Source organism: Alteromonas sp. KUL17 (genome assembly GCF_006538305.1).
Classification (GTDB): Bacteria; Pseudomonadota; Gammaproteobacteria; order Enterobacterales; family Alteromonadaceae; genus Alteromonas; species Alteromonas macleodii.
The window spans coordinates 58,480-84,564 of record NZ_BJKJ01000014.1; the positions used below are offsets into that span (position 1 = coordinate 58,480).

Genomic DNA, 26,085 nt, shown 5'->3' on the forward strand with positions numbered 1-26,085 from the left:
TCAGTGATTTACGCCTCTACTGTTTTGGCAACTGAGTCTCTCAGAATAATCTGATCTTTGCCCGCGTGCTTAGCTTCGTATAAGCGCGCATCAGCCACTTCTAACTGCGACTCCAAGCACTTGTGTTCCTCGGTACATACGCCGATACTGCACGTGATATTGAACTTGTGATTGGTAAAAATAGTAGAGCGCACTGCATCCATAAACGCTGAAAGCGCAGATAGATACACTTTAGGTGGCCTTACCGATACCACTGTAAATTCTTCACCCCCATAGCGCACAATAAGATCGTCGGGGAAGTAATCTTTTAACAATGCTGCAAATTCCTGCAATAACATGTCACCCGTTTTATGGCCGTAGGTATCGTTTACACTTTTGAAGTTGTCAGCATCGATCATAGACACAATGACATCCTTTCTCGACGCTTTATTGGCAAATAACTCCTCTGCTTTTTCGTAGAGAAAACGGCGATTGTATACCTTGGTTAGCGGGTCTAAGTTTGCTGAATTTCTAATGGTTTGAATCATTTCCTGTGATTCAAGGTTTTGCATAATTCTGCAGTAGAATTCTTCGTGATAAAACGGTTTGGACAGGAAGTCATTGGCGCCGCTTTTAATGAATTTCGAGGTCAACACGCTGTCGCCGTTTGCCGATAAACCGATAAATACCAAGTCTTGCATGCGTTTTTCGTGGCGTATTGCTTTAACCAGTTCATAACCGTCCATATTGGGCATACGGTGATCGGCAATAACCATTTTAATATCGCGGTGATTATCAAGCTCTTCCAACGCTTCTAAGCCATCGTTCGCTTCATGCACCTGAAATTGGAATTTGCGAAGTAATGAGCAAATGTGATTTCGGCTCGTTCTAGAATCTTCCACCACCAACACTTTGGTAGTGAGATTCTTTCTTAAACGGTCTACAAGTTTAGACACTTGAAGGTATGAATAGCGAGACTCTTTTGTAATGTAATCCAGTACGCCCTGATCGAGTAACTGAGCACGGGTAAATTCGTCGAAATTCCCAGTAAGTACGATGGTTGGAACGTTGTAGGAAAGTGCAAGCTCAACGCTCTCGCCGTTGGGAGCGTCGGGAAGGTTTAAGTCGACGATGGCTGCCAAGTATTCGGTGTCACTCTCGAGGGCACTTTTAGCTTCCGCAAGATCTTCGCACAGATCACACGTAAAGTGAGGATTATCCTCAATAAGTTTGTTTACAATCTTTCGGACAGTGAGACTGTCTTCTACTACAAGAACTTTATACATGTGATCTACTCTCGGCACTTAGGCTTCGATAATAACCAATTATAGACAAAAAAGCCCTCAAAGAGAGGGCGTTTTATACTTATGTCTAAATAATTTTATTCTTATATAACATTGCGTTGTACTAACTTTGTTCAGCGGGAACACGCACGGAGCCTTCCATCAAAATACGTGCGCTTCTGCTCATTACAGCTTGCTTAATTTGCCACTTGTCGTCTTCAAACGTAGCTCTTGCTCCTACTCTAAGCGTTCCAGATGGATGCCCAAAAGTAACCGAGTCTCTTTCGTCGCCGCCAGCTGCGATATTTACAAGAGTGCCGGGTATCGCCGCAGCCGCTGCGATCGCGACTGCTGCCGTGCCCATCATAGCATGATGAAGTTTCCCCATAGACAGTGCGCGAACCAATACATCAATGTCCGAACCCAAAATATCTTTGCCACTGGAAGCTTGGTAACCTCTTGGAGGTGCAACGAACGCGACTTTTGGTGTGTGCTGCCTGTTTGCAGCTTCACCCACATCATTGATGAGCCCCATCTGAACCGCGCCGTGTGCACGAATTGCTTCGAACTTGGACAGCGCCTCGGAGTCGCTGTTTATATCATCCTGCAGTTCAGTGCCTGTGTAGCCAATATCTTCTGCGTTGATGAAAATAGTCGGAATACCCGCGTTTATCATGGTCGCCTGAAGTGAGCCTACGCCTGGAACTTCAAGTGTGTCGACTAATCGTCCTGTCGGGAAGATTGCCCCTTCACCGTCAGCTGGGTCAACAAAGGCTACTTCTACTTCTGCGGCAGGGAAGGTGACACCGTCTAGTTCAAAGTCGCCCGTTTCTTGTACTTCCCCGTTAGTCATTGGCACCTTAGCGATAATGGCTTTGTTGATATTGGCTTGCCAAATGTTGACGGTGGCAATGCCGTTTTCTGGTAATTTACTTCTATCCACTAGCCCATTGGTTATCGCAAATGCGCCTACGGCTGCCGTTAGGTTTCCGCAGTTTCCACTCCAGTCTACGAATGGCTTGTCTATGGCTACTTGACCAAATAGATAGTCGACATCGTAACCTTCACGTTCACTTTTGCTTAAGATAACGGTTTTGCTGGTACTTGATGTAGCACCGCCCATACCGTCGGTTTGTTTACCGTAAGGATCGGGGCTGCCAATTACGCGCAGAAGCAGGGCATCGCGCGCCGGACCTGGCTTTTGCGCGGCTTCTGGCAAATCGGTTAAATTGAAAAACACACCCTTACTGGTACCGCCACGCATGTAGGTAGCCGGTACTCGAAGTTGTGGCGCATACTTTGTCATGTTTTTTCCTTTGTTGTTTTGAAAGGTTGAAAGCTGTTTGTGATTTGAAACACGCTGTGAACACATCCATGTGAGCTCCCCAGCCGCATCCTTGCGGCTGGAGGGTTTCAAATCACAAACAGCTTCCAACCAAAAGTAATAAACTCTATCGAGAGGGGAGGTCTATGCCCCGAAGGTTTCAACCGTGCCTCAACGCACTCTTAAACTAAAACCATTTTAGTCTGGAGAGAAGTGAAGGTTGTTCGTGATTTGAAACACGCTGTGAACACATCCATGTGCGCTCCCCAGCCGCATCCTTGCGGCTGGAGGGTTTCAAATCACAAACAGCTTCCAACCAAACTAGCTGATACTAGCTACGGAGGAGGTGGATTAGTTTCAGGGCCTTCAACTCGCAAGTATGCGAGTTGGGAGCCTATAGGGACGTATTTAGGGCGTGCCCTATGACTAACTTATCTCCCAGCTAAGTAAACTGATGCAATATTGGCCGAACTTAAGTGGGGGAGGTGGGTCAGTTTCAGGGCCCTCAACTCGCAAGTATGCGAGTTGGGAGCCTATAGGGACGTATTTAGGGCGTGCCCTGTAACTAATTCACCTCCTCCCACTGAAAGGTCTTCCTATCACAATCAGCTAGCTTCAGCTTCTAAGAAGTCCTTGGCGAAGCGTTGTAATACGCCGCCTGCGCTGTAAATCGAGACTTCTTCTGCAGTGTCTAAACGGCAGGTTACCGGCACGTCTAGTTGCTCGCCGTTTTGACGGTTCACTACCAGTGTTAGCGTTGCACCTGGTGACGGTTCGCCGCTTACGTCGTACGTTTCTGTGCCATCTAGTTCTAGTGTTTTACGTGTAGTACCTGGTTTAAACTCAAGGGGTAATACGCCCATACCAATTAGATTAGTGCGGTGAATACGTTCGAAACCTTCAGCTACAATCACTTCAACACCCGCAAGGCGCACGCCTTTGGCTGCCCAGTCTCGTGACGAGCCCTGACCGTAGTCAGCGCCAGCAACAATAATCAGCGGCTGTCTGCGGTTCATGTAGGTTTCAATAGCTTCCCACATGCGCATAACTTCTCCTTCTGGCTCAACGCGCGCCAGTGAACCTTGCTTCACTTCACCGTTTTCAAGCACCATCTCGTTGAACACTTTCGGGTTCGCAAGGGTAGCGCGCTGTGCGGTTAAGTGGTCACCACGGTGTGTAGCATACGAGTTAAAGTCTTCTTCCGGTAAGCCCATTTTATGAAGGTATTCACCTGCCGCACTGCTGGCTAAAATAGCGTTTGAAGGCGACAAGTGATCGGTGGTGATGTTATCTCCCAAAATAGCCAGTGGACGCATACCTTTCATGGTGCGCTCAGCATCCATTGCGCCTTCCCAATAGGGCGGGCGACGAATGTAGGTGCTCATTTCACGCCAGTCATAAAGCGGGTTAATGTCTTTTCCGTAGTCAACGCTAAGGTCGAACATTGGCTCGTACACTTTTCTGAAGTGCTCTGGCTTCACCGATTTCGCTACAATAGCGTCAATTTCTTCGTCGCTTGGCCAAATGTCTTTAAGCGTTACTGGGTTGCCTTCTTTGTCGGTGCCCAATACGTCTTTTTCAATATCAAAGCGCACGGTACCGGCGATGGCGTAAGCCACAACCAGTGGTGGCGATGCTAAGAATGCTTGCTTTGCGTAAGGGTGAATACGGCCGTCGAAGTTACGGTTACCCGACAATACTGCTGTTGAGTAAAGATCGCGGTCGATGATTTCTTGCTGAATTTTCGGGTCTAGCGCGCCGCTCATGCCGTTACAGGTAGTACAGGCAAATGCTACAACGCCAAAGCCTAAATCTTCCAACTCGCTCATTAGGTTAGCTTCTTCAAGATAAAGCTTAACGGCTTTAGAGCCAGGCGCTAGCGAGCTTTTAACCCACGGCTTGCGGGTTAAACCGCACTCGTTGGCGTTGCGTGCAAGCAGACCTGCCGCAATAACATTGCGCGGGTTAGATGTATTGGTACAACTTGTAATAGCTGCGATAATAACCGCGCCATCAGGCATTTTGCCTTCTTCTTCATCCCACTTCGCAGCAATGCCGCGAGTTTCTAAGTCGCTGGTAGGCAAGCGAGCGTGAGGGTTCGAAGGGCCAGCCATGTTACGGCCAACAGCAGAAAGGTCGAACGTAAGCACGCGCTCGTATTCTGCTGTTGCTAAGTCATCTGCCCATAAACCGGTATGCTTGGCGTATTGTTCAACCAATGCAATTTGCTTTTCTTCACGTCCAGTCAGGCGCAAGTAATCAATGGTTTGCTGGTCAATGTAGAACATGGCCGCAGTGGCGCCGTATTCCGGCGTCATGTTGGAAATGGTAGCTCGGTCGCCCAGCGTTAGGTGCGACGCACCTTCGCCATAAAATTCCAAATACGCAGATACCACACGCTCTTTACGCAAGAACTCTGTTAATGCTAATACAATGTCGGTTGCGGTAATGCCTGGCTGTGGTTTGCCGGTAAGTTCAACACCTACAATGTCTGGCAGACGCATGTAAGACGCACGGCCTAGCATAACGCTTTCCGCTTCAAGGCCGCCAACGCCCACAGCAATTACGCCAAGTGCATCAACATGCGGCGTGTGGCTGTCGGTACCTACTAGTGTGTCTGGGAATGCTACGCCATCGCGAGCTTGAATAACCGGTGACATACGCTCCAAATTTATCTGGTGCATAATACCGTTACCCGGGGGGATAACATCCACGTTTTTAAATGCGGTTTTTGTCCAGTTGATAAAGTGGAAACGGTCGTCGTTGCGTCTGTCTTCAATAGCGCGGTTCTTTTCAAACGCGTCTTTCTCGAAACCAGCATGCTCTACCGCTAGTGAGTGATCCACAATCAGCTGTGTTGGAACAACAGGGTTAACCTTCGCCGGATCGCCGCCTTTTGCTGCAATAGCATCGCGAAGCCCCGCTAAGTCTACCAGTGCCGTTTGGCCCAAGATATCGTGGCACACCACGCGGGCAGGAAACCACGGAAAGTCTAAGTCGCGCTTGCGGTAAATAAGCTGCTTAAGCGAATCAGTTAGCATTTCAGGTGCACATTTGCGCACTAAGTTTTCAGCCAGTACACGCGACGTATAAGGCAGCTTGGCGTAGGCGCCAGGCTCAATAGCATCTACCGCTTCACGGGTATCGAAAAAATCGATACCCGCGTTTGGAAGCGGTTTACGGTAATCAATATTCATAAAACCCCAACCTTATCTTAAGCGCGTTCGCTAATAGCTGGCACTGGGCGTAGCTCTTCGCCTGTGTATTCTGCTGATGGACGAATAATACGGTTGTCAGCGCGCTGTTCCATAACGTGTGCTGCCCAACCCGTTAGGCGCGACATTACGAAGATTGGTGTGAACAACGGCGTAGGGATACCCATAAAGTTATACGCAGAGGCATGGAAGAAATCGGCGTTACAGAAAAGCTTCTTCTCGCGCCACATCACTTCTTCACAGCGAACAGACACAGGGTAAAGTACGTCGTCACCCACATCAGCAGCCAGTTTTTCAGACCATTGCTTAATGATCTCATTACGCGGGTCAGACTCTGAGTAAATCGCGTGACCAAAGCCCATGATCTTCTCTTTGCGCTCAAGCATACCCATCATTTTTTCTTCAGCATCATCAGGTGAAGTGAAGCCTTCAATCATTTCCATAGCGGCTTCGTTAGCACCGCCGTGAAGTGGACCGCGAAGTGAGCCGATAGCACCGGTTACGCAAGAATGCATATCAGATAAAGTTGATGCACAAACACGTGCAGTAAAAGTAGACGCGTTAAACTCGTGCTCTGCATAGAGAATTAGCGAAACATGCATGACTTGCTCGTGCAGCTCACGAGGCTTTTCGCCATGAAGCATATGTAGGAAGTGACCACCAATTGAGTCGTCATCGGTTTCAACGTCTACGCGCACGCCATCGTGCGAGAAGCGGTACCAGTAACAAATGATGCTTGGGAAACACGCTAACATACGATCGGTAACATCTTGTTGCTGGTCGAAGCTGGTTTCCATTTCAAGGTTACCCAGCATTGAACAGCCCGTGCGAAGTACGTCCATTGGGTGGGCATTTTTTGGAATGCGCTCTAGCACTTCTTTGAGTGCTGTTGGAAGACCGCGCATACCGCGAAGCTTAGTTTTATAAGCATCTAGCTCAGACTGGTTAGGTAGCTTGCCCTTAAGAATAAGGTACGCTACTTCTTCAAATTGACAGTTTTGCGCTAAGTCTTTTACGTCGTAACCACGATACGTTAAACCAGAACCTGATTTACCTACGGTTGATAATGCTGTTTTGCCTGCAACTTGGCCGCGTAAACCCGCGCCACTTAACTGTTTAGCCATCTTGTTGTCTCCGGTCTTGTGTAATTTGTAAGGTACTCTTAATTGAAAATAGTGAGTAATTTGGACGCTTGAAGTTGGCGGGCACATTGGCTGCAGGGGCAAAGCTCAGCCCCCTGCCACGCCGTGAACCCATCCATGGGGGCTCCGCCTCGGCATCCATGCCTCAGAGGGGCATGGAACTGTACTTCACCCCTGCATCTTCGTGCCCGACAACTTCAATCTGAATTTATCTGTTTACTGATTTTTGCCTTGGGCGAATAGGGCATCTAACTTTTGCTCGTATTCGTGGTAGCCAAGATAATCGTACAATTCCATACGAGTTTGCATGCTGTCGACAACGGATTTTTGGTCACCGTTTTCAAGTATAGATTTGTACACCATTTCTGCTGCTTTATTCATGGCACGGAATGCACTTAATGGGTAAAGCACCATGTCTGCTCCCCATTCGCCAAGCTCTTCTTTGTTCCATAGTTCGGTTTTGCCGAACTCAGTAATATTGGCAAGGATAGGTACATCTAATGCTTCTGAGAATGCGCGGTAGTGCTCTTCAGTTTGAACTGCTTCTGCAAATATGCCGTCAGCACCCGCTGCTACGTAGGCTTTTGCACGCTCAATGGCTTTGTCTAAGCCTTCTTGCGCAAACGCATCGGTGCGCGCCATAATGAAAAAGTCTGGGTCAGTTCTGGCGTCAACTGCAGCTTTTATGCGGTCTACCATTTCTTCTGTGCTAACAATTTCTTTGTTAGGACGGTGACCACAGCGCTTTTGCGCAACCTGGTCTTCCATATGAACTGCCGCCGCGCCTGCTTTTTCCATATCGCGAATAGTTTTGGCAATGTTAAATGCGCCGCCCCAACCTGTGTCGATGTCTACCATGAGCGGAAGATCGCATGCGCTGGTAATGCGCTGAACATCTGCAATCACATCATTAAGTGACGTCATGCCTAAGTCCGGTAGGCCATAAGACGCATTCGCTACACCACCACCTGAAAGATAAATTGCTTGGTGCCCAATGGCCTTTGCCATCATGGCAGTATAGGCGTTAATGGTGCCGACAATTTGTAGCGGTTTGTTGTTCTCTAATGCGGTTCTGAATTTCTTTCCTGCACTCATGATAATCACTCGCTTATTTGAAAGTAGGGTAGAGGTGAATTAGGGTTGAAGAAGACTGAGTGGTGTTAGCCATTATTAAGCTTCTTCTCAATATTGTTTTTTGAATAAAGTATGTGGCGACGCATTAGCATTTCAGCCAGTTCCTCGTCGCGATTAGCAATGGCGTTTACGATGTGTCTGTGCTCATCAAAAGCAGTGCTTACGCGAGGGCCAGCCATACCGAGCTGTACGCGATACATGCGCACTAAATGGTAAAGCCCGTCTACAAGCACACTGATGAGATGATCGTTTTTACTGCCAGTTACAATTCTGTAGTGAAAGTCTACATCGCCGGCTTCTTGATAATAGCTTTGGCCGTCTTTCACTTTGTCGAAATGGCTATCTAGCAGCGCCTGCATATCGGCAATCTCATCATCGCTCATGTTGCGTGCAGCTAAGCGAGCGGCCATACCTTCTAGCGCTTCGCGCACTTGGTATAGCTGAATTAGGCCTTCTGGAGACAGGGCAACCACTCGAGCACCTACGTTAGCCTTGCGTTCAACAAGGTGGCAGGTGGCAAGACGGTTTATGGCTTCACGAATAACGGCGCGACTGACTTCATACTTTGTCGACAATTCCATTTCACTTAGCTTGCTGCCCGCTGAAATAACGCCCTCAACAATATCCTTCCTTAGTTGAAAGAAAGTGCGGTCGGCATTGGTGATGGCTTGTTCGCTTTTTACTAACACTTTACATCGTCTTTAATTAACTAATGTCGACAATATAGGCCTGTTATAGGGTTTTTTCAACCTTTTTAGTATGAATTGTCGACAACGGGCGTAAGCTTTTGGTCTTACAGACGTGTTTAAAACTATTGCTTAAAACAGGTGTAGAAAGCTCTGGCTCTATCTGAACATAAACGACAAACTAGTTGTCGGATCTAGCTTTCTCGCGCTATCACTGCGGGGGTGAAAGTTTGGTAAGCGTATTGATTGGAATTATGTATCGTAACCTGCATCACAACAGAAATATCTGTAATGAGTTAGTTGATTAAAGTTTGTCCATTTGGTCTAGGTGTTGATTGATCGTTCTAAATAGACTTCATTAGGTGATTGTTATGTTTATTTGTTTGATATTTAAACGCTTTTTTGGATTTTGAAGAAATCGTAACCTTGCTGCTTAACCTAACCAATTAGTCTAATTTTAAAGTTTTATTTTAGTAAAAGTGTAATATTTTACTTTGCAAGATCACAATCTAACGGTAACATATCGTTCCAGTCTTCAAGCCTAAATTCTTCTACTGAATTTTAGAGGGCTGGGAAAGTAAGTTCTACTTTTAAAGCAGAGTTTTATTGAAAGTAAGTTTGTAATGTTTTATTGCGACTTACTTTTTTATTGCCTGTAATCCAGTATAAGCACAAGGTTATGTGCGCCTCTTAAATTAGTGAGTTTAGTCTTTCAAAGTTCCAAAGAAGAACTTGAAGCAATCTAAAAATATTATTACACCTAACACTCACGCAAAGGGGTTATACCATGAAAACCAATACTGACGTGTCTAAGGCACTCGCCAGTAAGCTTTCACCTGTCGCACTAGCAGTAGCGATGACCGTTCCAGCTCTTTCAAACACTGCCGTTGCTCAAGAGGCTGAAGCAACCGAAGAACAAAAGTTTGAAGCCATTACCGTTACCGCGACAAAACGCCCTCAAGTTATTTATGAAGTGCCAATTGCTATCAGCGCCTTTGACGGCGACAAGTTAGCTTCTCAAGGTATTACTGACCTGACTGACGTTGGTAAGTTTGTACCAAACCTAAATGTTACTGGTTTCTCTGCTGGTCACACGTCTTCAGTTAACCCGTTTATTCGTGGTATCGGTCTTCAAGATCACCTTATCACCACCGACCCTGGTGTTAGTGTTTATGTAGACGGTGTTTACCTAGGCCGCCAAGTTGGTCAAAACTGGAGCCTAAATAATATTGAGCGTATTGAGGTACTTCGTGGCCCTCAAGGAACGCTATATGGTCGTAACTCAATTGGTGGTGCAATTAACATCATCACAAAAGAGCCAGACCAAGGTGATGTAACCAAAATCAACACTGAGTTTGGTACTCGCGGTCGCGTAAAAGCAGACCTTTTTGTTAATCATGCCCTATCAGAAACTGTTGCGTTCAATATGAATTTGGCATTTAACAAGCGTGATGGCCTTGGTGAATTTATTAACGTGCCAAATGCTGAATACGACGTAGGTGAAACTGAAGATATTTCAGGTCGTGTTTCGCTTAAGTGGGAGCCATCAAATGACTTCCGCATGGTATTAACTGCAGATGCTAACAATGGTGATGGCGGTCTGCGTCCGTATACTGTGCTTATTGATGAAGTGCCAACGGGACGTTATTACACAGGGATAGATGGTAATGGCGACCCTATTCCAAGCGGCCCGTTGAGAAACACAGATGTTATTCCAGCTGGTACAGACCGTTATGATAATGCGACTAGTACTGAAGCAGTTACGGGCGTGTCAAACGAAGCACGCGGCCTCTCATTAACTACTGAATGGGATATCAACGACGACTATACGGCAAAAGTGGTAGCGAGCCAGCGTACGTCGAAGTACAAAGCAGGTCTTGACGATGACGGCACGGCGTTCTCATTAGACCAGTTCCCCGAGCGCGGCGAAGCCGATCAAACATCAATCGAACTTCAGCTTAACGGCTATATCAACGAATATACTGACTTTGTAACCGGTCTTTACTACTTTAACGAAGAGGGGAGTAACCGCCAGGGTGACGATTCTAACTTTAATGGCGGCCCGAACCTTTTACAACTTGACCAGGAAACTACTTCAAAAGCTGTGTATTTAAACATGCGTCACGACCTCACTGATGATCTAAGTGTTTCTGGTGGTATTCGCTACACAGAAGATGAAAAAGACGCGTCTGCAAATGTATTTGGACCTTTAGGTACAATTTCCGATTCAAACGATTGGAACGAAGTAACATGGGAACTCGCCACTAACTATACGTTTGATAATGGCCTAACTGGTTACGCTACTATCCAGACTGGTTATCAAGGTGGCCAATATCCTGCTCGTCCATACTTCCTTATCAGTGAGTTCGCCGATGAAGGTGGTTTCGGTGCGTTGGGGAGTGGTGACCAAGTTGCTTTAGAGGCAGCTGTAAATGCGGTAGTTTCTGATAATGACTTTAAAGCAACAGATAATATAACTGCGACAAACTACGAAATTGGTTTAAAGGGTCGATTCACCGAGTATCTTGATATGAGTATCTCGATATTCAACACCGAGTATGAAAATCTACCAGTACAGTTTAGTGAAACAACCGAAAGCGGCTTTATTACACGCGTCATTCCTACCGAACAAACTTCTAGAGGTATTGAGTGGGATGGTACCCTTAGTCTTGGGCAGTTCTCACTCCAAGGAAGTGTTGGCTTTATCGACGTTGACGTAGATGAAGTTGTAAATAGTGACGGTGCTATTCTGGCTGATGTTGCGCCTCTTACACCTAAGTGGACAGTAGCTATTGCACCAAGTTACGAGTTCGAACTTGGTGACGGTAGTTCGATTAGGGCTCGTATAGACTATTCATGGCGCGATGACATGTATGGAGAGCCTTTGTCCGCGCCTGAGCGGATGACGAAGCTAGAGAGCCGAGAGCTAGTGAACTTTGACATTGCTTATACACCAGCAAATGATGCGTATACCGTAGCGCTTTATGGTCGAAACATTTTTGATGAGCGTTATGATAACGCGCGTTTAAATACGAACGACTACATCCTGCAAATTCTAAGCAACGACGCAAGCGAGTTTGGTGTTAGGTTCTCAACTGAATTCTAATAGCTACAACGAGTTACAATTATAAAGCCAGTCTAAAGACTGGCTTTTTTTGCTTATTTTTTCTTGTTTTATCTTCATTATTAGCATAGTTTTAAAACTGTTCTAAAAATGCCCAGCAACTATTTATGAAAGTGAAAGCACTTTACGGTATTGGTTTTCTTGTTGTTAATATGCTTTTGTCAGGGTGTACCTACACGGTGTATTTACCCGACGATGAAGATATAAACGCGAAGAAAAACGGCAAGGTTGCAGTTGCTAAACCTGAATTTGGTAACCAATGTCGTTATAGCGGAAACGGTGAGTATGGCGCGTGCCCAACGTCAAATAGTGAAATGGTTGGAACATCGTGTTCTTGTCCAACACCTTCAGGGCAGATTATGGGAACGGTGTCGAAATAGAAGACGTGCTTTTGTAGTAAGTAGGGCCTTTCAATCATACGGAGATGGAGCGTGGGATTGTTTACCAGTTTTAAAAAATCGCGGTTAGAAAAAAGTTTAAGAAAAACGAATGGGTAATCATTCAACCTATTCCGTTCGCTCAATTTGAACAACTTATCGTAGACCATGTAGACGGAGGTTGGGAAATAGAAGATGACTATGAACGGCTCGCTGAAACGACCGCTAAGTGGCAGTGTGAATTACGCAAAGGTACGAGTATTTTAACCTGCGTATGGACCGCCAAACAGCAAGGTATCGTATACGGTCCCGAACGCGTGCTTACCGGTTTGTCTGAAAAGCTAAATATACCGACGTCTACAGCAATTGCTACGACGTGGTTTTAAACCTTTATTAGAGCCAACCTTTTTGTTTAGCTATGCGAGCAGCATCTACGCGGTTGGTCGCATCGAGCTTTGAAATAGCCTCTGAGAGGTAGTTTCTTACCGTACCTTCAGATAAAAACAGCGATTGAGCAATGCCTTGGGTTTTAAGCCCTTCTGAAGCAAGTTTTAGTGCAGACATTTCTTTTTGCGACAGTGGATTGTTGTCGTCAAGAGCCATGATGGCGAGCTCAGTCGAAATTACCTTTTCTCCCGCAGAGACTTTGTGAATGGCATCTATCAGGTAGTCGCTGTCAGACTCTTTCAATATAAAACCCTTAACCCCTAAACTTAATGCACGCTTTATGTAGCCTGGTTTAGAAAAGGTAGTCATTAATACCACCTTGGTATTGAGATTTTGCTTTGCAATGTGGGCGGCTAGATCTAGCCCTGAAACCAGCGGCATTTCAATATCGCTCAAAATAATGTGTGGTGCAGGGTTATCATTTAAATAATCAATGGCTTCCTTTCCATTACTGCACTTTTCAACAATGGTTAAGTCGTCTTCTAATGACAGAAGCATGGCAATGGCATCGCGAACCAGCGACTGATCTTCAACAATCAAAATAGTAGTTGGCGCTTTTGAGTTCATAGGGAAGCCTTATGTGACAAAGCTTGCTCGGCAGTAAGCTGAACCCTGACAATAGGGTGGGGAAGGAAAGAAATGTCCACATCCGCATGAATAGACGCCGCGCGTTCTCTAATTCCCATTAATCCGTTTCCTTCTTTAATTGATGCGGTGTTCTCAACTACGCCATGATCTTTATAGGTCATTTTCACGGTTTGCTCATTAACTTCAAGACCAAGGGATACCGCGTTACCGTTTGAATAGCGCAAGGTATTGGTTGTCAGCTCTTTGATAATAAGCGCAAGCTGGCTTTCTTGTTTAGCGCTTAAACGTGCTTCAGCGCCGCCTTCAATATCGGTTGTAACATTAAAGCCGTTTTCTTCTAACAGTGATTTGTCTTTTGCTATTTCATCGCTAAGAGAAAGCTGCTTGATATCTGACACTGCTTGACGAATATCACTCAGTAGCGCTTGAGAAAGCTGTGCCAGCGCTTTTACCTCGCGATGCGCGTCTTCAATCTTATCTTTGCTTATAAGTTTATCGGCCAGTTGTGCCTTTAACGAAATAGAGCTGAGTGCGTGACCCGCAACATCATGTAAGTCTCTGCCTATTCGCTCACGTTCAGCGATCGCAGACAATACTCGTAGTGCTTCGGCCTGCTGGCTCTCTTTCAGACTATGGAGCGTTTCTTTGCGCTCCATAACACCAAACCCGAATAGCACTAAGCTGTTGAGCAACGAAGCACTTAAAAGAAAATGTGCGTTATTAAATACGGTAATGTGCAGTGACACGAGTACCAGCATCATCACGCCTATGCTCATTATGCCTGTCTTGAGCGAATTGTAATAACCTACGATAAAAGCAATAAAGCCGATAATGGTTGCGCCACCAGGGTTTTGAAAGCTGCATGCTACCGAAAGTAGAAACATGAGTAGCAAATAAGTGGGCAGTGTTTTAACAGGCTGGTTTATGGCTTTAATGTAAAGAATGACAAAGCTAAGGTATCCCAGGGTTTGAAGCACCCATGTTTCGATGGGAAGAGGACGGGAAATAATAAGTGGAACAAAAAAGAACAGTGAAAAAAACAAGCTTCCGTGAGACCAGCGCTTTTTCCGTCCACTTGCCAAAAGGGGCATGTCAGGCGCGGCGCTCTCGTTTTTGACGGCAGGCACCGCGCTGTTACTATCTTGTATGCTTTTATTGCTGAGCATTGTGAGTACTTCGTCCCTACTGAAATACAACGGCAGACTTGCTAGTAATTAGCAGCGTACCAGAGATAATCAACATAATACCCAGCACGGCATAAATGTCGAAAGTTTGTTTCCAAAATACCACCGAAGCGGCGGTGATAAGTGCGATTCCCATGCCCGACCAAATGGCGTAGGCGACCCCAATTCCCATATTCTTTAAGACCATGGCAAACAGCATTCCAGATATCGCGTAGAAAAAGATAGCGCCGTACCCAAAAGCCCATTTCTCCCATCCGTTCGACATTTTAAGCAGCATGGTAGCGGTAACTTCGGTGATAACTGCAACTGCTAAAAGTAAATAAGTCATAGTGCATTCCTTCTTAATTAAAGTGAAATTAGTTAGATTTGATTGATTGAAAACGGCGTTCAAGGGTGATTAATGACACAATGTAGACAGCGACAATCACAGCCGATATTGCCTCTACCCTTGCATCGGGAAACAAGTACCAGGCGGCGACGATGCCGAAGGTTCTGGTTAGGGTGTGAAAGTAGCCTATCCAGTGTTCGATAGCCCATGATAAAGGCATCCACATCAGGCCTGCGAGAATGCCAATACTCAAAGGGACGGTGGTGTGGTCGATGGCTGCAACGGGAAGCGCAATGGCAAATACCATTAGGCTCATGATCATGCCAACGAAGAAAAGACGATCAAAACTGTTCTTTGCCGCCTTCTTGGCAAAAAATCGCTCACCGGTGAGGTAGGAAAGGCCTGCACCGAGGTAGAAGATGGCACCTGTGCCGATATACAGCAACCAGGTTATGGTTAATTCAGATACAAAGGGAGCGCTGATACCAAGCAGAGCCCAAACAACAGTGCCTGCCAGCGGCATGGCAATGAATCGGTTCTTTTTAAAATCTTCCCGCTGCTGTTCCAATGGGATGGAAGCATTCTGAACGGGAGTTATTGACGAAGCGTGAGATACTTGTTCCATGAGCTTTACCTAATGTTGTAATGTCTATAGGTAAAGTATGCCGAGGTACCTCAGATTGCGTTAGTCACAAACGTCACCAATCGCGTATGACAATTGTCATCAGTTCACTTAATGAAGCCTATTAACTAAGTCTGTCGTGCTTTTTTCGCTTTTCGTTTGTTTAACACTGAATCACCATCTTCCTTAGACAGCATTAAGCTATCGTAAATGCTGACAAGTGCTACTGCGGCCATAAACATCATAGATAGCGTAAACGTTTGTAGGTTTGGCATATTGGCACTTTGTCCAAGAATGAATGCTGCAGCAGCGATAGCGAGCGCAGAAAGGGTAATACCAAGACCGCGGTTCATTTGCATTAAAATGGCGCCTAGTGTGTTTGCGTCTCGCATTTTATTGGGGGGGACGTCGGCAAAAGCAATGGTGTTTATTAGCGTTAAGTGCATTGAGCGAGTAATACCGTTAACAAATAAAATAACGGCAATAGTAAATGACGATGTGGAGTGATTTATCATCGCGAGCGCCACAAAACCAAGGGCGATGAGCACGCCGTTTACTACAAGCACGCGTTTGAAGCCGAAGGTATTCATGATCCACGTTGTCGCTGGCTTTATCGCTAAGTTTCCAGCAAACAGCCACAGCAACAGTGAGCCGGCTTCTACAGGTGAGTAACCTAATCCAAGCTGGAGCATGAGTGGTACAAGAAACGGTGCACTGCCAAGTGCGACACGCATAACAGAGCCGCCAAACACAGTAAGCCGGAAGGTTTTGTGTTGCATCGCATCGAAAGAAAATAGTGGATTCTTGGCCGTTTTTACGTGTTTGACTGCCAATACCATGAGTACTAAGCCAATAGAGATGATGCCAAGTGGTCGAATAAGCTTGTCGCTGGTACTCGCTAAAAACTCGATCCCCGCCATAAACAGCGCAAAGCCGATGCCGGTGAGCAAAAAGCCTTTAATATCGAATTTACCTACATTGCCTTTGATGTTTTTAAGGAGATACAGTGATGAGATGATAGCGATTATGCCCAGTGGAATATTCATATAAAAAATCCACTGCCAGCTGAAATGAGTGGCGATGTAGCCGCCTAGCACAGGGCCTAGTAGCGGTGCGCTTAACGCAGGCCAGGTTATAATGGCCACGGTTTTTACCAGCTTTTCCTTTGGCAAGTCCCGCAGAACCACTAATCTTCCCACGGGAACCATCATTGCCCCGCCTAAACCTTGAAGAATGCGAGATAAGGTAAATTCGAATAAGCTGGTACTCAGACCACAAAGCACCGAGGCAAAAGTGAAAATGGCAATCGCTGCTACAAATATAGTGCGTGCGCCAAATTTATCGGCTGCGTAACCACTTAATGGAATAAAGAGTGTTACGGCTACCAAGTATGCCGATACACCAATAGATAGGTGGGCTGCCGGCACATTGAAGTCGGCAGCAATGACAGGTAACGCCGTGGTGATAACCGTGGCGTCTAAAATTTCCATAAAGAGTGCCCCTGCAACCAAAAGGGCAGTGGCGAACTCTCTATTGAACAATTTCAAATGCTCTAACTACGCGCGCGACACCCGTAATATTACGAGCAATATCTACAGCGGCTGTGGCTTCTAAATTGGTTAACCGACCCATCAGGAATACTTCTGAATCTTGAACCACTACCTTAACTTGTAGAGCAGGCACTCGTTCGTCTGCCACAATTTTAGTACGCACTTTTGACGCTAACCACAGGTCGTTGGCTTGTGTGCCTGCACCTATCGCCTCGCCAATTCTAATTTGGTTGTGAATTTTTTTGATATAGCTTACTTCTTGGGCACGGCGCACAGCTTCGTCAACTAAGCCTTGGTTTGGCGCTTGCCCGGTTAGCAACGCTACACCGTTATAAACATCCACTTGAAGGTTAGCCTGCTCTTTAAGCGCATCGCTTTTCGACCATTGATACGACACCGCAGCATCGGCATTTTGGTCATCAAGCTGCGTGCCCACAGTACGTCTGTCATTAGCCACTTTCGCAGCCATAGCGCCTGCAGCTCCAACGGCCACTACACACCCTTGTAATGTAAGAATTAGGGCTAATAAAGAACCCAGTAGTCCCAAATTTTTCACTTGTGTCCTCGCTATCTGTTTTATACCAATCCGCATAGATCATTGCCCACTCAGAAGGCGCTGGCAAGCTTCATAGCAAAGCGTGGGAATGCAGGAATGGCTGTTCCCTTTCAAATTCCCAGAATGAAGCTAGGAAGCTTGCCAGACCTTCCCGAAGGGCGAGTTTAAAATGTTCGTACTTTTTGTTGTGTCACCTTGATGTAGAACCACTATACCTACTGTAACACGCCGCGATTACGAACATTTTAACTCTCGCTGAGTGGGTAATTATCTATGCGGACTGGTATTACTACTCGTCGCCGTGATCGGCAGGGAATAAGCTGTCGTCAATGCATTCACATAAATTGTGAATTACCAGTAAATGAACTTCTTGAATACGCGAAGTGCGGTTTGACGGTACGCGAATTTCTACATCATGTTCACTTAAAAAGCCCGCCATTTCACCGCCGTCTTTGCCAGTAAGCGCGACAATGGTCATATCGCGAGATAATGCCGCTTCCATCGCTGCTATGACGTTACGAGAGTTACCACTGGTTGAAATAGCCAACAGTATATCTCCGGGTTGGCCGAGCGCTCGTACTTGCTTCGCAAATATTTCTTCGAAGTTATAGTCATTCGCAATAGACGTCAGGGTTGAGGTGTCTGTGCTTAATGCGATTGCCGGTAAGCTGGGACGGTCGCGCTCGTAGCGATTGAGCATGTTGGAAGCAAAATGTTGCGCATCACCTGCAGACCCGCCATTACCACAGCTCAGTACTTTATTACCTCTAATTAAGGCTTCAACGATCATGTACGCCGCTTTCTCAATATGCTCTGGCAATATTTCCGATGCCGCTATTTTGGTTTGTATGCTCTCGGTAAAATTCGCTTTTATCTGTTCAATCATGTGTCATCTCTTTGTTTTCACCAAATGGCAGACCATTTAGTGAAATTTTTTGCGCTGCATTACAGCGCCTTGATTTTTGTAATGGCCAGTATCTGAAAGTCAGAGGTTTAAACTGTTGCCTCAGCGCGAGAGAAAAAGGCCTAACGTTTATCGCTCGCGATAATCAACCCGCATTTTTTATTGAAGCGTGCGAAAAAACTCAACCAAGTTTCTTGCTTCATCTTCAACTTTAAAATTTTTCACAACGTGTTCGCGTCCGGCTTTGCCCATTTCTGCGAGTTTGTCCATATCTGAAAGCAGCAAATCCATCTTTTCTGTGACAGCTTGCTGGTCTTTGGTAGGAACAATATACCCGTCAACGCCTGGCCTAACGATGTCTTCCCATGCGCCCGCCTGAGTAGCTAATACCGCAGCTCCAGCACTCATGGCTTCAGGTACAGTTAATCCAAACCCTTCGTTATAGCTAAGCGCGCTTACTAGTGACAATGCACTGAAGATTCTAGGAATTTGCTCAAACGGCAGCTCACCGGTGAAAACAATTCGGTCGGTTAACCCGGCTTCAGAAATTTTTTCTTTTAGCTCGTTAACAAACTCTTGGTTACTTGATGATATGGCACCTACAACTACCGCGTTCACGTCAGGGTATTTGGGCAATACTTTGATGCACGCTTCAACAAATAGGTGAACGCCTTTTTGCTCTCTAACTCTGCCCAGAATACCAATGCCGTACTTGCCGCCGTAGCCTAATGCTTGCCATGCTTCTTGCTTGTTTTCTGCTGGCGTGTAGTTGTCTATTTGCACACCGTGGAGATTTATCTTGGCGGGGGGCTTATTTAGATATTTTGCAGAGCGATTACTCATTGCAATAACCGCATCCATTTTATTGCTTAACCACACCGTAGAAGCCGAACGCTTTCGCTGAGCGGCAGAGCTAAATACAAGCTTTATCTTGGCGCGAAACACGTATTTGAGGATCACACCCTGAATCATCTCGTCAACGCGACGTGCATGAAAAATTCGCCACTTACCATTACTAAGCGGGCGTCGACACATTTTTGCGACCTCCCAAAAAGTTATAGTCATTGATGGGTCTGGAACAAAATGCTTGCCCATTATCCGCAAATTAATCATATGCTTCTGTAGCGATGTTACTTGCAGCATCGTAGACGTTACGCCAGAAAAATTAGAGCTGGAGTTGCCGACTATTAGCTCTATTTCTTGGTTATCAACGCTGCTGGACGAAACCTTGTTGTTGGGATGACTCATTATTTGTGGGAACCTAAGAAACTTTCATCAAACCGATGAAGGGTTGCAAATCATAAGATAAAACAAACGGAATACTTCTGACATAAAGACATTTTCATCAATATCGGCCGCGCTCATCGTTGGCGTACGCTTCTAGTCCTCTCTGGGGGGACATCAGTTTAAAAGCTGGATATTGTCAGTCTTTAGCCCACGTTCTTCAACCACTGAAGGTTGTCTCCGTCTATGGCAACAACGTCTATTCGCAGAGAAGTAGACGCTGGATTTAAGCCATTATCTAACAAATAGAAATCAAACGCAGCCTGAATTCGCTGGAGCTTTTTGGCAGTCACAAACTCTAGAGCACTGCCAAACTGATTTCGTCTTCGGTATTTAACTTCAACGCACACTATGGTGCTGCCGTCTTGCATTACAATGTCGAGCTCGCCACGCCGAGTGTGGTAATTTCGACATCGAAGAGTAAGGCCTTGTTCCATCAGATATTTACAGGCCTTGTCTTCTGCTGCATTCCCTTGCAGTGTTGACATAATTTTACTCCGAAAGCATTTGAACTTTTTCGTTACGAATAATTGCCTGAGGCTGTTTGCGTATTACTTCACCTTGTTGATTAAGGGAAAGTGTACCCGTTAACCCTTCGTGTGAAAGATATTTCAGTGTGTTAAGCATGCCTAGCTGAGGCAACAACTGATAGGCATCAAAACCGAACGCAAATAAACGTTTTTGCATAGTATTTTGATTTTGCCAAGCCTGTTCAACCTCCTGCTGAAGAGGTTGCCAACTATGTGAAGGCATTAACCAAGGCATGTCGATAAAGTGCACATTCTGCAGGTCACGCCATTGGTTTTTCCCGCTGTCGTAATCCATTGAACGAGAGGTGGCATACACGGGGACTTGTTTGCCATCGTATGGGTTTAAGCTCGCTTCGATAATGGGGTTAAGCAGTTCTGTGTCTTGAGGTGAGGCAAATGCAACAATGGCATCAATATCACGCCTACTGCGAGGCATATTGTACACTTCATCATTTGTCATGTACTCAATTTGATTGATACGTTCGTTGCTTTGCGCCACATCTAGCGCCTGTGTAATTCCCTCTCGAAGTGAATTACTGTCGTTAAACGATACCGACGTTATGTTGGCTCGCTGCTTGTTTTCCTGATTGTTGAGTATTCGCCAGTGCTTTTTAAAGGTGTCGTCCATTCGCTGGTACAGACTGCTTTGTGCGGCAATAACGATAGGCGCACGATATCCTTTATTAAAGATAAATTCAGCAAGCTGCTTAGCTTCATCTTCTGGTGCTAGCCCGTAATAATTCAGCGAGGTAGGCAAGCCTAATGAGTGGAGTTCATTTTGTGTGTCATCACCTGCGAGACCTGTACCAGAGGCAAGAGCATCATCGGCTATCGCCGGATTAGATGATCCTGTTGCCAACCCTTTAGCAGACGCATTGTCTGGCAATTCGTCAGGCCTGTTTAATGCAAGTACGTTCACACCAAGCGGCAAACTGGGAATTAAACGCTCAACAGTGTCTTTTAAAAGAGGGCCAATGATGAACTTGGTATCGCCAATTTCGCTGAGTAAATGCTGTGTATCCACTTCGTTGGTGTCGATAAAACGAAGACGAGGTAGAAGGTGTTCATCTTGGCGCTTTTCAACATCGGTGTAATAAGCCGCCATGATGCCATTTTTAACGACTTGTCCTGTGCGAGCTAACCTGCCAGAAAGTGGTAGTAAAACCGCAATATCGTTGGCGCCAGCATCGGTAAGCTGGGTTGCTTCAATCACGTTTTCAGGCAAAGCGTTTTCTAATACATGACCGCGATAAACCTGCTTGAATTGCTGCAGGCTTTTGGCTAATTTTTCCGGTGACGACGCGTTTTCTTCGGTTAGTTCGCGAAGAGTAATGAAAGGAGACAGGTCGGGATAAGTACTGCCCACTGAATCAAGTGACGATGCTGGAATAGAGGTAATCCACTGCCAAACTTGTTGCACTTTTTCATCGTCAGTAAGATTGGTCTTTAATACGCTATTTGCTGCCGCAGCCAGGTTGCCTTGCTGCGTGAAGAGCTGGGTTTGAAGCTCCGCTTTTTGAAATGCGGTTTCGCCTGTACCGGTTACGCCATCCAACATAGCCAGTAATTCTTCTGCCGAGGCATCAGGCATTCCCGCATAGGCTTTGGTTACCAGAAGGGAGTAATAAGATTGATTTACCCCTGAAATTCCGTCTTCTTTTACCTCATATAGCACTTGCTGAGCCAAAACGGGCTGTTGATTTTGAAGGTACAGGTCAGCCGCTTGCAGCAACAGCGTATCGCGCTGTTCTTTGTTGCGGGTGCGCTCCCATACTTTTTTTGCTTCAAGGAGTTTGTGCTCAGGTGTGACGTTATCTTCAACCTGTGTAGTTTCAATTGGGGTAGGTTCCACTACCACAGGCTTTGACTGGGTTTTAGGAGTACTTCCACAGCCCGTTAGCACCAATACAGAAGCGACGGCTGATAGCGTAAAGATTTTTCCAGCTTGTCCAATATGACGCACAGTTTCATTCCTTTTACATCGTTATAGGCCAAGTTTATCTTAACCAGTGTGAAAATCTACGCTTGCCAGCATAATCTGGACTAATGGCGTGATACACTTATCGCATATTCTTCAAAATTAACGTAAGACTTAATCACTGTTATGACAGACACCGCCACCTTATATATTGTTCCAACACCTATTGGTAATTTAGACGACATAAGTGCCAGAGCAATACGCGTATTAAGTGAAGTAAGCTGGATCGCTGCCGAGGACACCCGTCACAGCGCTCGACTCTTACAGCACTTTAGCATTGGAACGAAAACTCTTTCTCTGCACGAGCATAACGAAGATAAGCGCACAGCAATGCTTTGTGAGCGTTTAAAGGGCGGTGAGTCGGTAGCATTAATAAGTGATGCTGGAACACCGTTAATCAGCGACCCGGGCTTTGTTTTGGTACGCAAGTGCCGTGAGCAAGGTATTCCGGTTAGCGCTCTGCCGGGCCCATGTGCTGCAATTACAGCATTAAGTGCTTCGGGACTGCCAACAGACAAGTTTATATTTGAAGGATTTCTACCGGTTAAAGTGCAGGCACGTGAAAGCGTGTTGTCAGCGCTAATAGATAGAACGTTCACCACAGTTTACTATGAAGCCCCACGACGAATTTTAGACACCGTTACTGATATACAGCGCGTTCTAGGCGAACGCCAGATTGTTGTAGCGAAAGAGCTATCCAAAACCTTCGAAACCTACGTGAGTGGCAGCGCGCAAGATGTAATTGATTATCTCAATGCGGATGTTGCGCACCAGAAAGGCGAATTCGTCGTCATGATTGGCCCCGCGAAGGTAAGTGACCAGGCGATACCTAGTGAGGCAATGTCGTTGCTAAGTGTTTTGTGTGAGCACATGCCGCTTAAAAAGGCCGCGGCGGTGGTCGCCACTCACTATGACTTGAAAAAGAATGCGCTTTATCAAGCTGGGCTAGACGCAAAAGCGTAAACACGTTGTTGATCTTAAGGGCCTTAGAATAAATACAAAGGAGTGTAATTCACGTCAACTGCCCAGTTCAAAAAGGACTGAGGTTTATGGAGGCTCATATGACAAAAACACTCAAAATTACCATGTCAGAAGGAAAATGGTTAGTTGATATATTTTCTCAAGCTAACGACTCAGGTGTTTACGACTTAATCCACCCTAATACCTTTGCGGAAGTTTCTCTTAATGAAGGCGAAATGTACGGCTTTCGTTATAGCCTGCATGGAAAAGCAGGAACGTCATTTAAAATTGAGTTAGATGACGAAGTACTGGCTGAAGGTGAGATAGACAAATCTGAGGCGGCGTCGGGAAGTGGAGTTGTATAGTCACTAACCCCATCGCGCCGCCATAAAAAATCAATGCGCGATGAATTCCTACGTTGTTTACTTGAATGCTAAGGCCTCGCTTCGACCTGAAATCAATTCAGTTTTTCCTTTTTCAGGAAATAATGTGAGCGAATTAACGTTTTGTGGGTCTTAGTTAACAAAGAAAAAGAAAAAATGTCGTAAAAGAATAGTTTTTATTGGTATTATTTCAATATGCCTTTTGCATTCTTTTTCTTTGTAAATTCATTTTCTTATATTCAACGGCATTATCATGTTTCAGCATTTCATATTAACGCGCTTTAATCTTCGAAAAAAAGGTTGGGATGAGACCAAATCTCAATCCAAAGTTTTAACTGATAGCTGGATGGAAAACAGATTGAAGCTGTTTGAGCAGTACTGTTATTCGTCTATAAAATCTCAAACGGTAAAAAACTTTGAATGGCTAGTATTTTTCGACACGAATACACCAGAAATTTATCGCGAAAAAATAAACGAGCTAGCTTTAAAATTCTCCAATTTTATCCCTATTTACGCAGACGGAATGGAAAACTTTTACCCGTCTATAAAAAAGAAATAGCGTCCAGATTAACAGCCCCCTTTCTTATTACGACGAGGCTTGATAACGATGATAGCCTTCACCAAGACTTCGTTAAAGAAGTACAGAATCAATTTTCAGAGCAATCTTTTATGGCAATTGACTTTGTTGACGGATATACGCTGCAGGTAGCGCCTCGTGTAAGGCTAGGCCTGCACTCACATGTGCATAATCCGTTTATGAGTTTAATTGAAAAAAGTAAAGATTTTAAAACCATCTGGTATCAAGAAAGGCACGGATATTGGAGTGGTGTAAAAGAACTGACGCCTATCAGAGGAAAGCGAATGTGGATGTCGATTATTCATTTTGAAAACAAGGTGAATGAATATAAAGGCTATGGAAATGTTCCAAAAGAAAGGGTTGAAGATTTTAATTTACACCCTGCTGCCCTTGAAGACGTTATTGCAAACGTTGAAGATCCCAAAGTCAGTAGAAAAAGCGCGCTAAAGCATAAAATTAAGACAAATTGGAAGGTGAATTTTAAGCTGATGAAGAGGGCGTTATTTTCTTAAGTAGTTATCTAAAACTACTTAGTGTTCGCATCAGTCTTCTCTGGTGACTATTAACTCATATTTGGGTTTAATATTAACCCGAGAAAAATGAGGGGTTCATTGATTAAGGTGAATCAGATAGTAGGGAATTTACTGTGTGAGCCGTGCAAATTAGCAAGCTGTTTGTTTAATCAAACAGCTTGCCCGTAAAACGGCTCATTAACAATTAGCCAATTACAAAAAAGGCTAATTAAGACAAACGACCTTTAAAGTCTTCGTAGCTGAATTCGCGAACCAGCTCAAAGTCGCCGTTAGAACGCAGGATGCCGATAGCAGGATGCTCTACACCGTTGAAGAAGGTGGTTTTCACCATGGTGTAATGCATCATGTCCTCAAACTGTAATCGATCGCCGGCCTTAAGCGGCGCATCGAATGAGTAGGTATCAATGACATCGCCTGCAAGGCACGAATTGCCACCTAGCTTCACATTATATGCTTTTTCATTAGGCATACCCGCGCCCAAAATTGTAGGGCGATAAGGCATTTCCAGCACATCTGGCATATGTGCAGTAGCTGAAATGTCTAGAATAGCGATATCTCCGTCATTTTCTACCATATCAACCACTTCGCAAATTAATGGCCCTGTCTGCCATGCTACCGCAGACCCTGGCTCAAGAATTACGTCTAGGTGTGGGTAACGGGCTTTAAAGTCTTTTAGTGTGTTGATGAGGTGCTCAACATCATACCCTTCACGGGTCATCAGGTGCCCGCCACCTAGGTTTAACCACTTTAATTGACCAAGCCATTTGCCAAAACGCTTTTCAATGGCTTCAAGCGTGCGTGCAGTAGCAAAAGAATCACACTCACAAAGGTTGTGGCAGTGAAAACCTTCAATACCCGATAAGTCTACGCCTTCTAGCTCACTAGCACGTATGCCTAAGCGAGAACCTGGTGCAGCTGGGTCGTACAGTGGCGTATCTGCTTCTTGATGCTCAGGGTTTATACGAAGGCCTAACGACACGCCTGCTAGCACGTCTTTATGCGCGTTCCACTGGGTCAAACTATTAAAAGACAGGTGATTAACAAGACTCGCCAATTCCTTTGCGTCATTAACCTTGTACGCAGGAGAATATGCGTGCACTTCTTTACCCATCTCTGCAGCAAGTTTCGCCTCCCAAACCGAACTGGCCGTTGCTCCGTGTAAGTACTGTTTGATGATGTCGAAGCAAGACCACATAGAAAATCCTTTAAGCGCCAAGATAATGCGCGCGCCAGATTCGTCTTGAACCCGTTTCATCAGCTCAAGGTTTTTAATTAATTTTGCTTCTTCCAGCACGTAGCAAGGAGAGGGAATATCAGTACGTTGAGTTAAATCGGTCAATGGGATAAAGCTCCAAAAAATAAAACGGCTTTCAACATTTATCAAACGCCTAATGTAT

23 protein-coding genes are annotated in these 26,085 nt (G+C 45.4%); 6 read left to right on the forward strand and 17 right to left on the reverse strand.

The window, feature by feature from the left end:
- Positions 1 to 8: 8 nt before the first annotated feature.
- The 6 genes from KUL49_RS13195 to KUL49_RS13220 all read right to left on the reverse strand — a co-directional run bounded on the left by KUL49_RS13195 (position 9) and on the right by KUL49_RS13220 (position 8,766).
- Positions 9 to 1,265, reverse strand: coding sequence for a response regulator (locus KUL49_RS13195; RefSeq protein WP_014950537.1), 1,257 nt, complete (start codon positions 1,263 to 1,265; stop codon positions 9 to 11).
- A gap of 121 nt (positions 1,266 to 1,386) precedes the next feature.
- Positions 1,387 to 2,568 (reverse strand): 2-methylaconitate cis-trans isomerase PrpF, encoded by a 1,182-nt coding sequence (gene prpF, locus KUL49_RS13200; protein WP_101565673.1) that lies wholly within the window; start codon positions 2,566 to 2,568, stop codon positions 1,387 to 1,389.
- A gap of 623 nt (positions 2,569 to 3,191) precedes the next feature.
- Positions 3,192 to 5,783, reverse strand: a complete 2,592-nt coding sequence (gene acnD / locus KUL49_RS13205) for a Fe/S-dependent 2-methylisocitrate dehydratase AcnD (protein ID WP_131137581.1) — start codon at positions 5,781 to 5,783, stop codon at positions 3,192 to 3,194.
- Between the two features lie 17 nt (positions 5,784 to 5,800).
- Entirely contained in the window at positions 5,801 to 6,925 is a 1,125-nt protein-coding gene (gene prpC, locus KUL49_RS13210) for a 2-methylcitrate synthase (RefSeq protein ID WP_061486459.1), read from the reverse strand.
- A 234-nt stretch (positions 6,926 to 7,159) separates the two neighbouring features.
- Positions 7,160 to 8,038 (reverse strand): methylisocitrate lyase, encoded by an 879-nt coding sequence (gene prpB, locus KUL49_RS13215; protein ID WP_131137582.1) that lies wholly within the window; start codon positions 8,036 to 8,038, stop codon positions 7,160 to 7,162.
- Positions 8,039 to 8,103: 65 nt separating this feature from the next.
- Entirely contained in the window at positions 8,104 to 8,766 is a 663-nt protein-coding gene (locus KUL49_RS13220; RefSeq protein WP_131137583.1) for a GntR family transcriptional regulator, read from the reverse strand.
- A gap of 784 nt (positions 8,767 to 9,550) precedes the next feature.
- Between KUL49_RS13220 and KUL49_RS13225 the strand changes: the two genes are divergently transcribed.
- The gene (locus KUL49_RS13225; RefSeq protein ID WP_131137584.1) at positions 9,551 to 11,869 is read left to right on the forward strand and encodes a TonB-dependent receptor; all 2,319 of its coding nucleotides are present in this window, start codon (positions 9,551 to 9,553) and stop codon (positions 11,867 to 11,869) included.
- Between the two features lie 125 nt (positions 11,870 to 11,994).
- The gene (locus tag KUL49_RS13230; RefSeq protein WP_039226219.1) at positions 11,995 to 12,267 is read left to right on the forward strand and encodes a hypothetical protein; all 273 of its coding nucleotides are present in this window, start codon (positions 11,995 to 11,997) and stop codon (positions 12,265 to 12,267) included.
- A 390-nt stretch (positions 12,268 to 12,657) separates the two neighbouring features.
- Here KUL49_RS13230 and KUL49_RS13240 read toward each other — a convergent pair whose 3' ends face one another.
- The 10 genes from KUL49_RS13240 to KUL49_RS13285 all read right to left on the reverse strand — a co-directional run bounded on the left by KUL49_RS13240 (position 12,658) and on the right by KUL49_RS13285 (position 22,220).
- Positions 12,658 to 13,278, reverse strand: coding sequence for a DNA-binding response regulator (locus tag KUL49_RS13240; RefSeq protein WP_014950528.1), 621 nt, complete (start codon positions 13,276 to 13,278; stop codon positions 12,658 to 12,660).
- Entirely contained in the window at positions 13,275 to 14,465 is a 1,191-nt protein-coding gene (locus tag KUL49_RS13245) for a sensor histidine kinase (protein ID WP_131137585.1), read from the reverse strand. The genes KUL49_RS13240 and KUL49_RS13245 overlap by 4 nt, the downstream gene beginning before the upstream one ends.
- 16 nt (positions 14,466 to 14,481) lie before the next feature.
- Positions 14,482 to 14,811 carry a multidrug efflux SMR transporter gene (locus KUL49_RS13250; protein WP_014950526.1) on the reverse strand — a complete coding sequence of 110 codons (330 nt, stop codon included), beginning with the start codon at positions 14,809 to 14,811 and terminating at the stop codon, positions 14,482 to 14,484.
- A 28-nt stretch (positions 14,812 to 14,839) separates the two neighbouring features.
- Positions 14,840 to 15,436, reverse strand: coding sequence for a hypothetical protein (locus tag KUL49_RS13255; protein ID WP_075176855.1), 597 nt, complete (start codon positions 15,434 to 15,436; stop codon positions 14,840 to 14,842).
- A gap of 125 nt (positions 15,437 to 15,561) precedes the next feature.
- Positions 15,562 to 16,944 carry an MFS transporter gene (locus KUL49_RS13260; RefSeq protein WP_347400301.1) on the reverse strand — a complete coding sequence of 461 codons (1,383 nt, stop codon included), beginning with the start codon at positions 16,942 to 16,944 and terminating at the stop codon, positions 15,562 to 15,564.
- A 19-nt stretch (positions 16,945 to 16,963) separates the two neighbouring features.
- On the reverse strand, positions 16,964 to 17,539 hold the full coding sequence (locus tag KUL49_RS13265) for a BON domain-containing protein (RefSeq protein WP_014950523.1): 576 nt from the start codon (positions 17,537 to 17,539) through the stop codon (positions 16,964 to 16,966).
- Between the two features lie 289 nt (positions 17,540 to 17,828).
- Positions 17,829 to 18,425 carry a phosphoheptose isomerase gene (locus KUL49_RS13270; protein WP_014950522.1) on the reverse strand — a complete coding sequence of 199 codons (597 nt, stop codon included), beginning with the start codon at positions 18,423 to 18,425 and terminating at the stop codon, positions 17,829 to 17,831.
- A gap of 177 nt (positions 18,426 to 18,602) precedes the next feature.
- Positions 18,603 to 19,691 (reverse strand): glycosyltransferase family 4 protein, encoded by a 1,089-nt coding sequence (locus KUL49_RS13275; protein ID WP_131137587.1) that lies wholly within the window; start codon positions 19,689 to 19,691, stop codon positions 18,603 to 18,605.
- Between the two features lie 182 nt (positions 19,692 to 19,873).
- Positions 19,874 to 20,215, reverse strand: a complete 342-nt coding sequence (locus KUL49_RS13280) for a YraN family protein (protein WP_131137588.1) — start codon at positions 20,213 to 20,215, stop codon at positions 19,874 to 19,876.
- A gap of 4 nt (positions 20,216 to 20,219) precedes the next feature.
- Positions 20,220 to 22,220, reverse strand: a complete 2,001-nt coding sequence (locus KUL49_RS13285) for a penicillin-binding protein activator (protein WP_131137589.1) — start codon at positions 22,218 to 22,220, stop codon at positions 20,220 to 20,222.
- 141 nt (positions 22,221 to 22,361) lie between these two features.
- Between KUL49_RS13285 and rsmI the strand changes: the two genes are divergently transcribed.
- The 4 genes from rsmI to KUL49_RS21205 all read left to right on the forward strand — a co-directional run bounded on the left by rsmI (position 22,362) and on the right by KUL49_RS21205 (position 24,667).
- Positions 22,362 to 23,198 (forward strand): 16S rRNA (cytidine(1402)-2'-O)-methyltransferase, encoded by an 837-nt coding sequence (gene rsmI / locus KUL49_RS13290; protein WP_014950518.1) that lies wholly within the window; start codon positions 22,362 to 22,364, stop codon positions 23,196 to 23,198.
- Positions 23,199 to 23,296: 98 nt separating this feature from the next.
- Positions 23,297 to 23,560 carry a hypothetical protein gene (locus tag KUL49_RS13295; RefSeq protein WP_014950517.1) on the forward strand — a complete coding sequence of 88 codons (264 nt, stop codon included), beginning with the start codon at positions 23,297 to 23,299 and terminating at the stop codon, positions 23,558 to 23,560.
- 271 nt (positions 23,561 to 23,831) lie between these two features.
- A complete protein-coding gene (locus KUL49_RS21200; protein WP_258312649.1) occupies positions 23,832 to 24,137 on the forward strand; it encodes a putative rhamnosyl transferase in 306 nt (101 codons plus the stop codon).
- 26 nt (positions 24,138 to 24,163) lie between these two features.
- Positions 24,164 to 24,667 carry a putative rhamnosyl transferase gene (locus KUL49_RS21205; RefSeq protein ID WP_258312651.1) on the forward strand — a complete coding sequence of 168 codons (504 nt, stop codon included), beginning with the start codon at positions 24,164 to 24,166 and terminating at the stop codon, positions 24,665 to 24,667.
- 229 nt (positions 24,668 to 24,896) lie between these two features.
- Here KUL49_RS21205 and nspC read toward each other — a convergent pair whose 3' ends face one another.
- On the reverse strand, positions 24,897 to 26,027 hold the full coding sequence (gene nspC / locus KUL49_RS13305) for a carboxynorspermidine decarboxylase (protein ID WP_131137590.1): 1,131 nt from the start codon (positions 26,025 to 26,027) through the stop codon (positions 24,897 to 24,899).
- Positions 26,028 to 26,085: the final 58 nt, after the last annotated feature.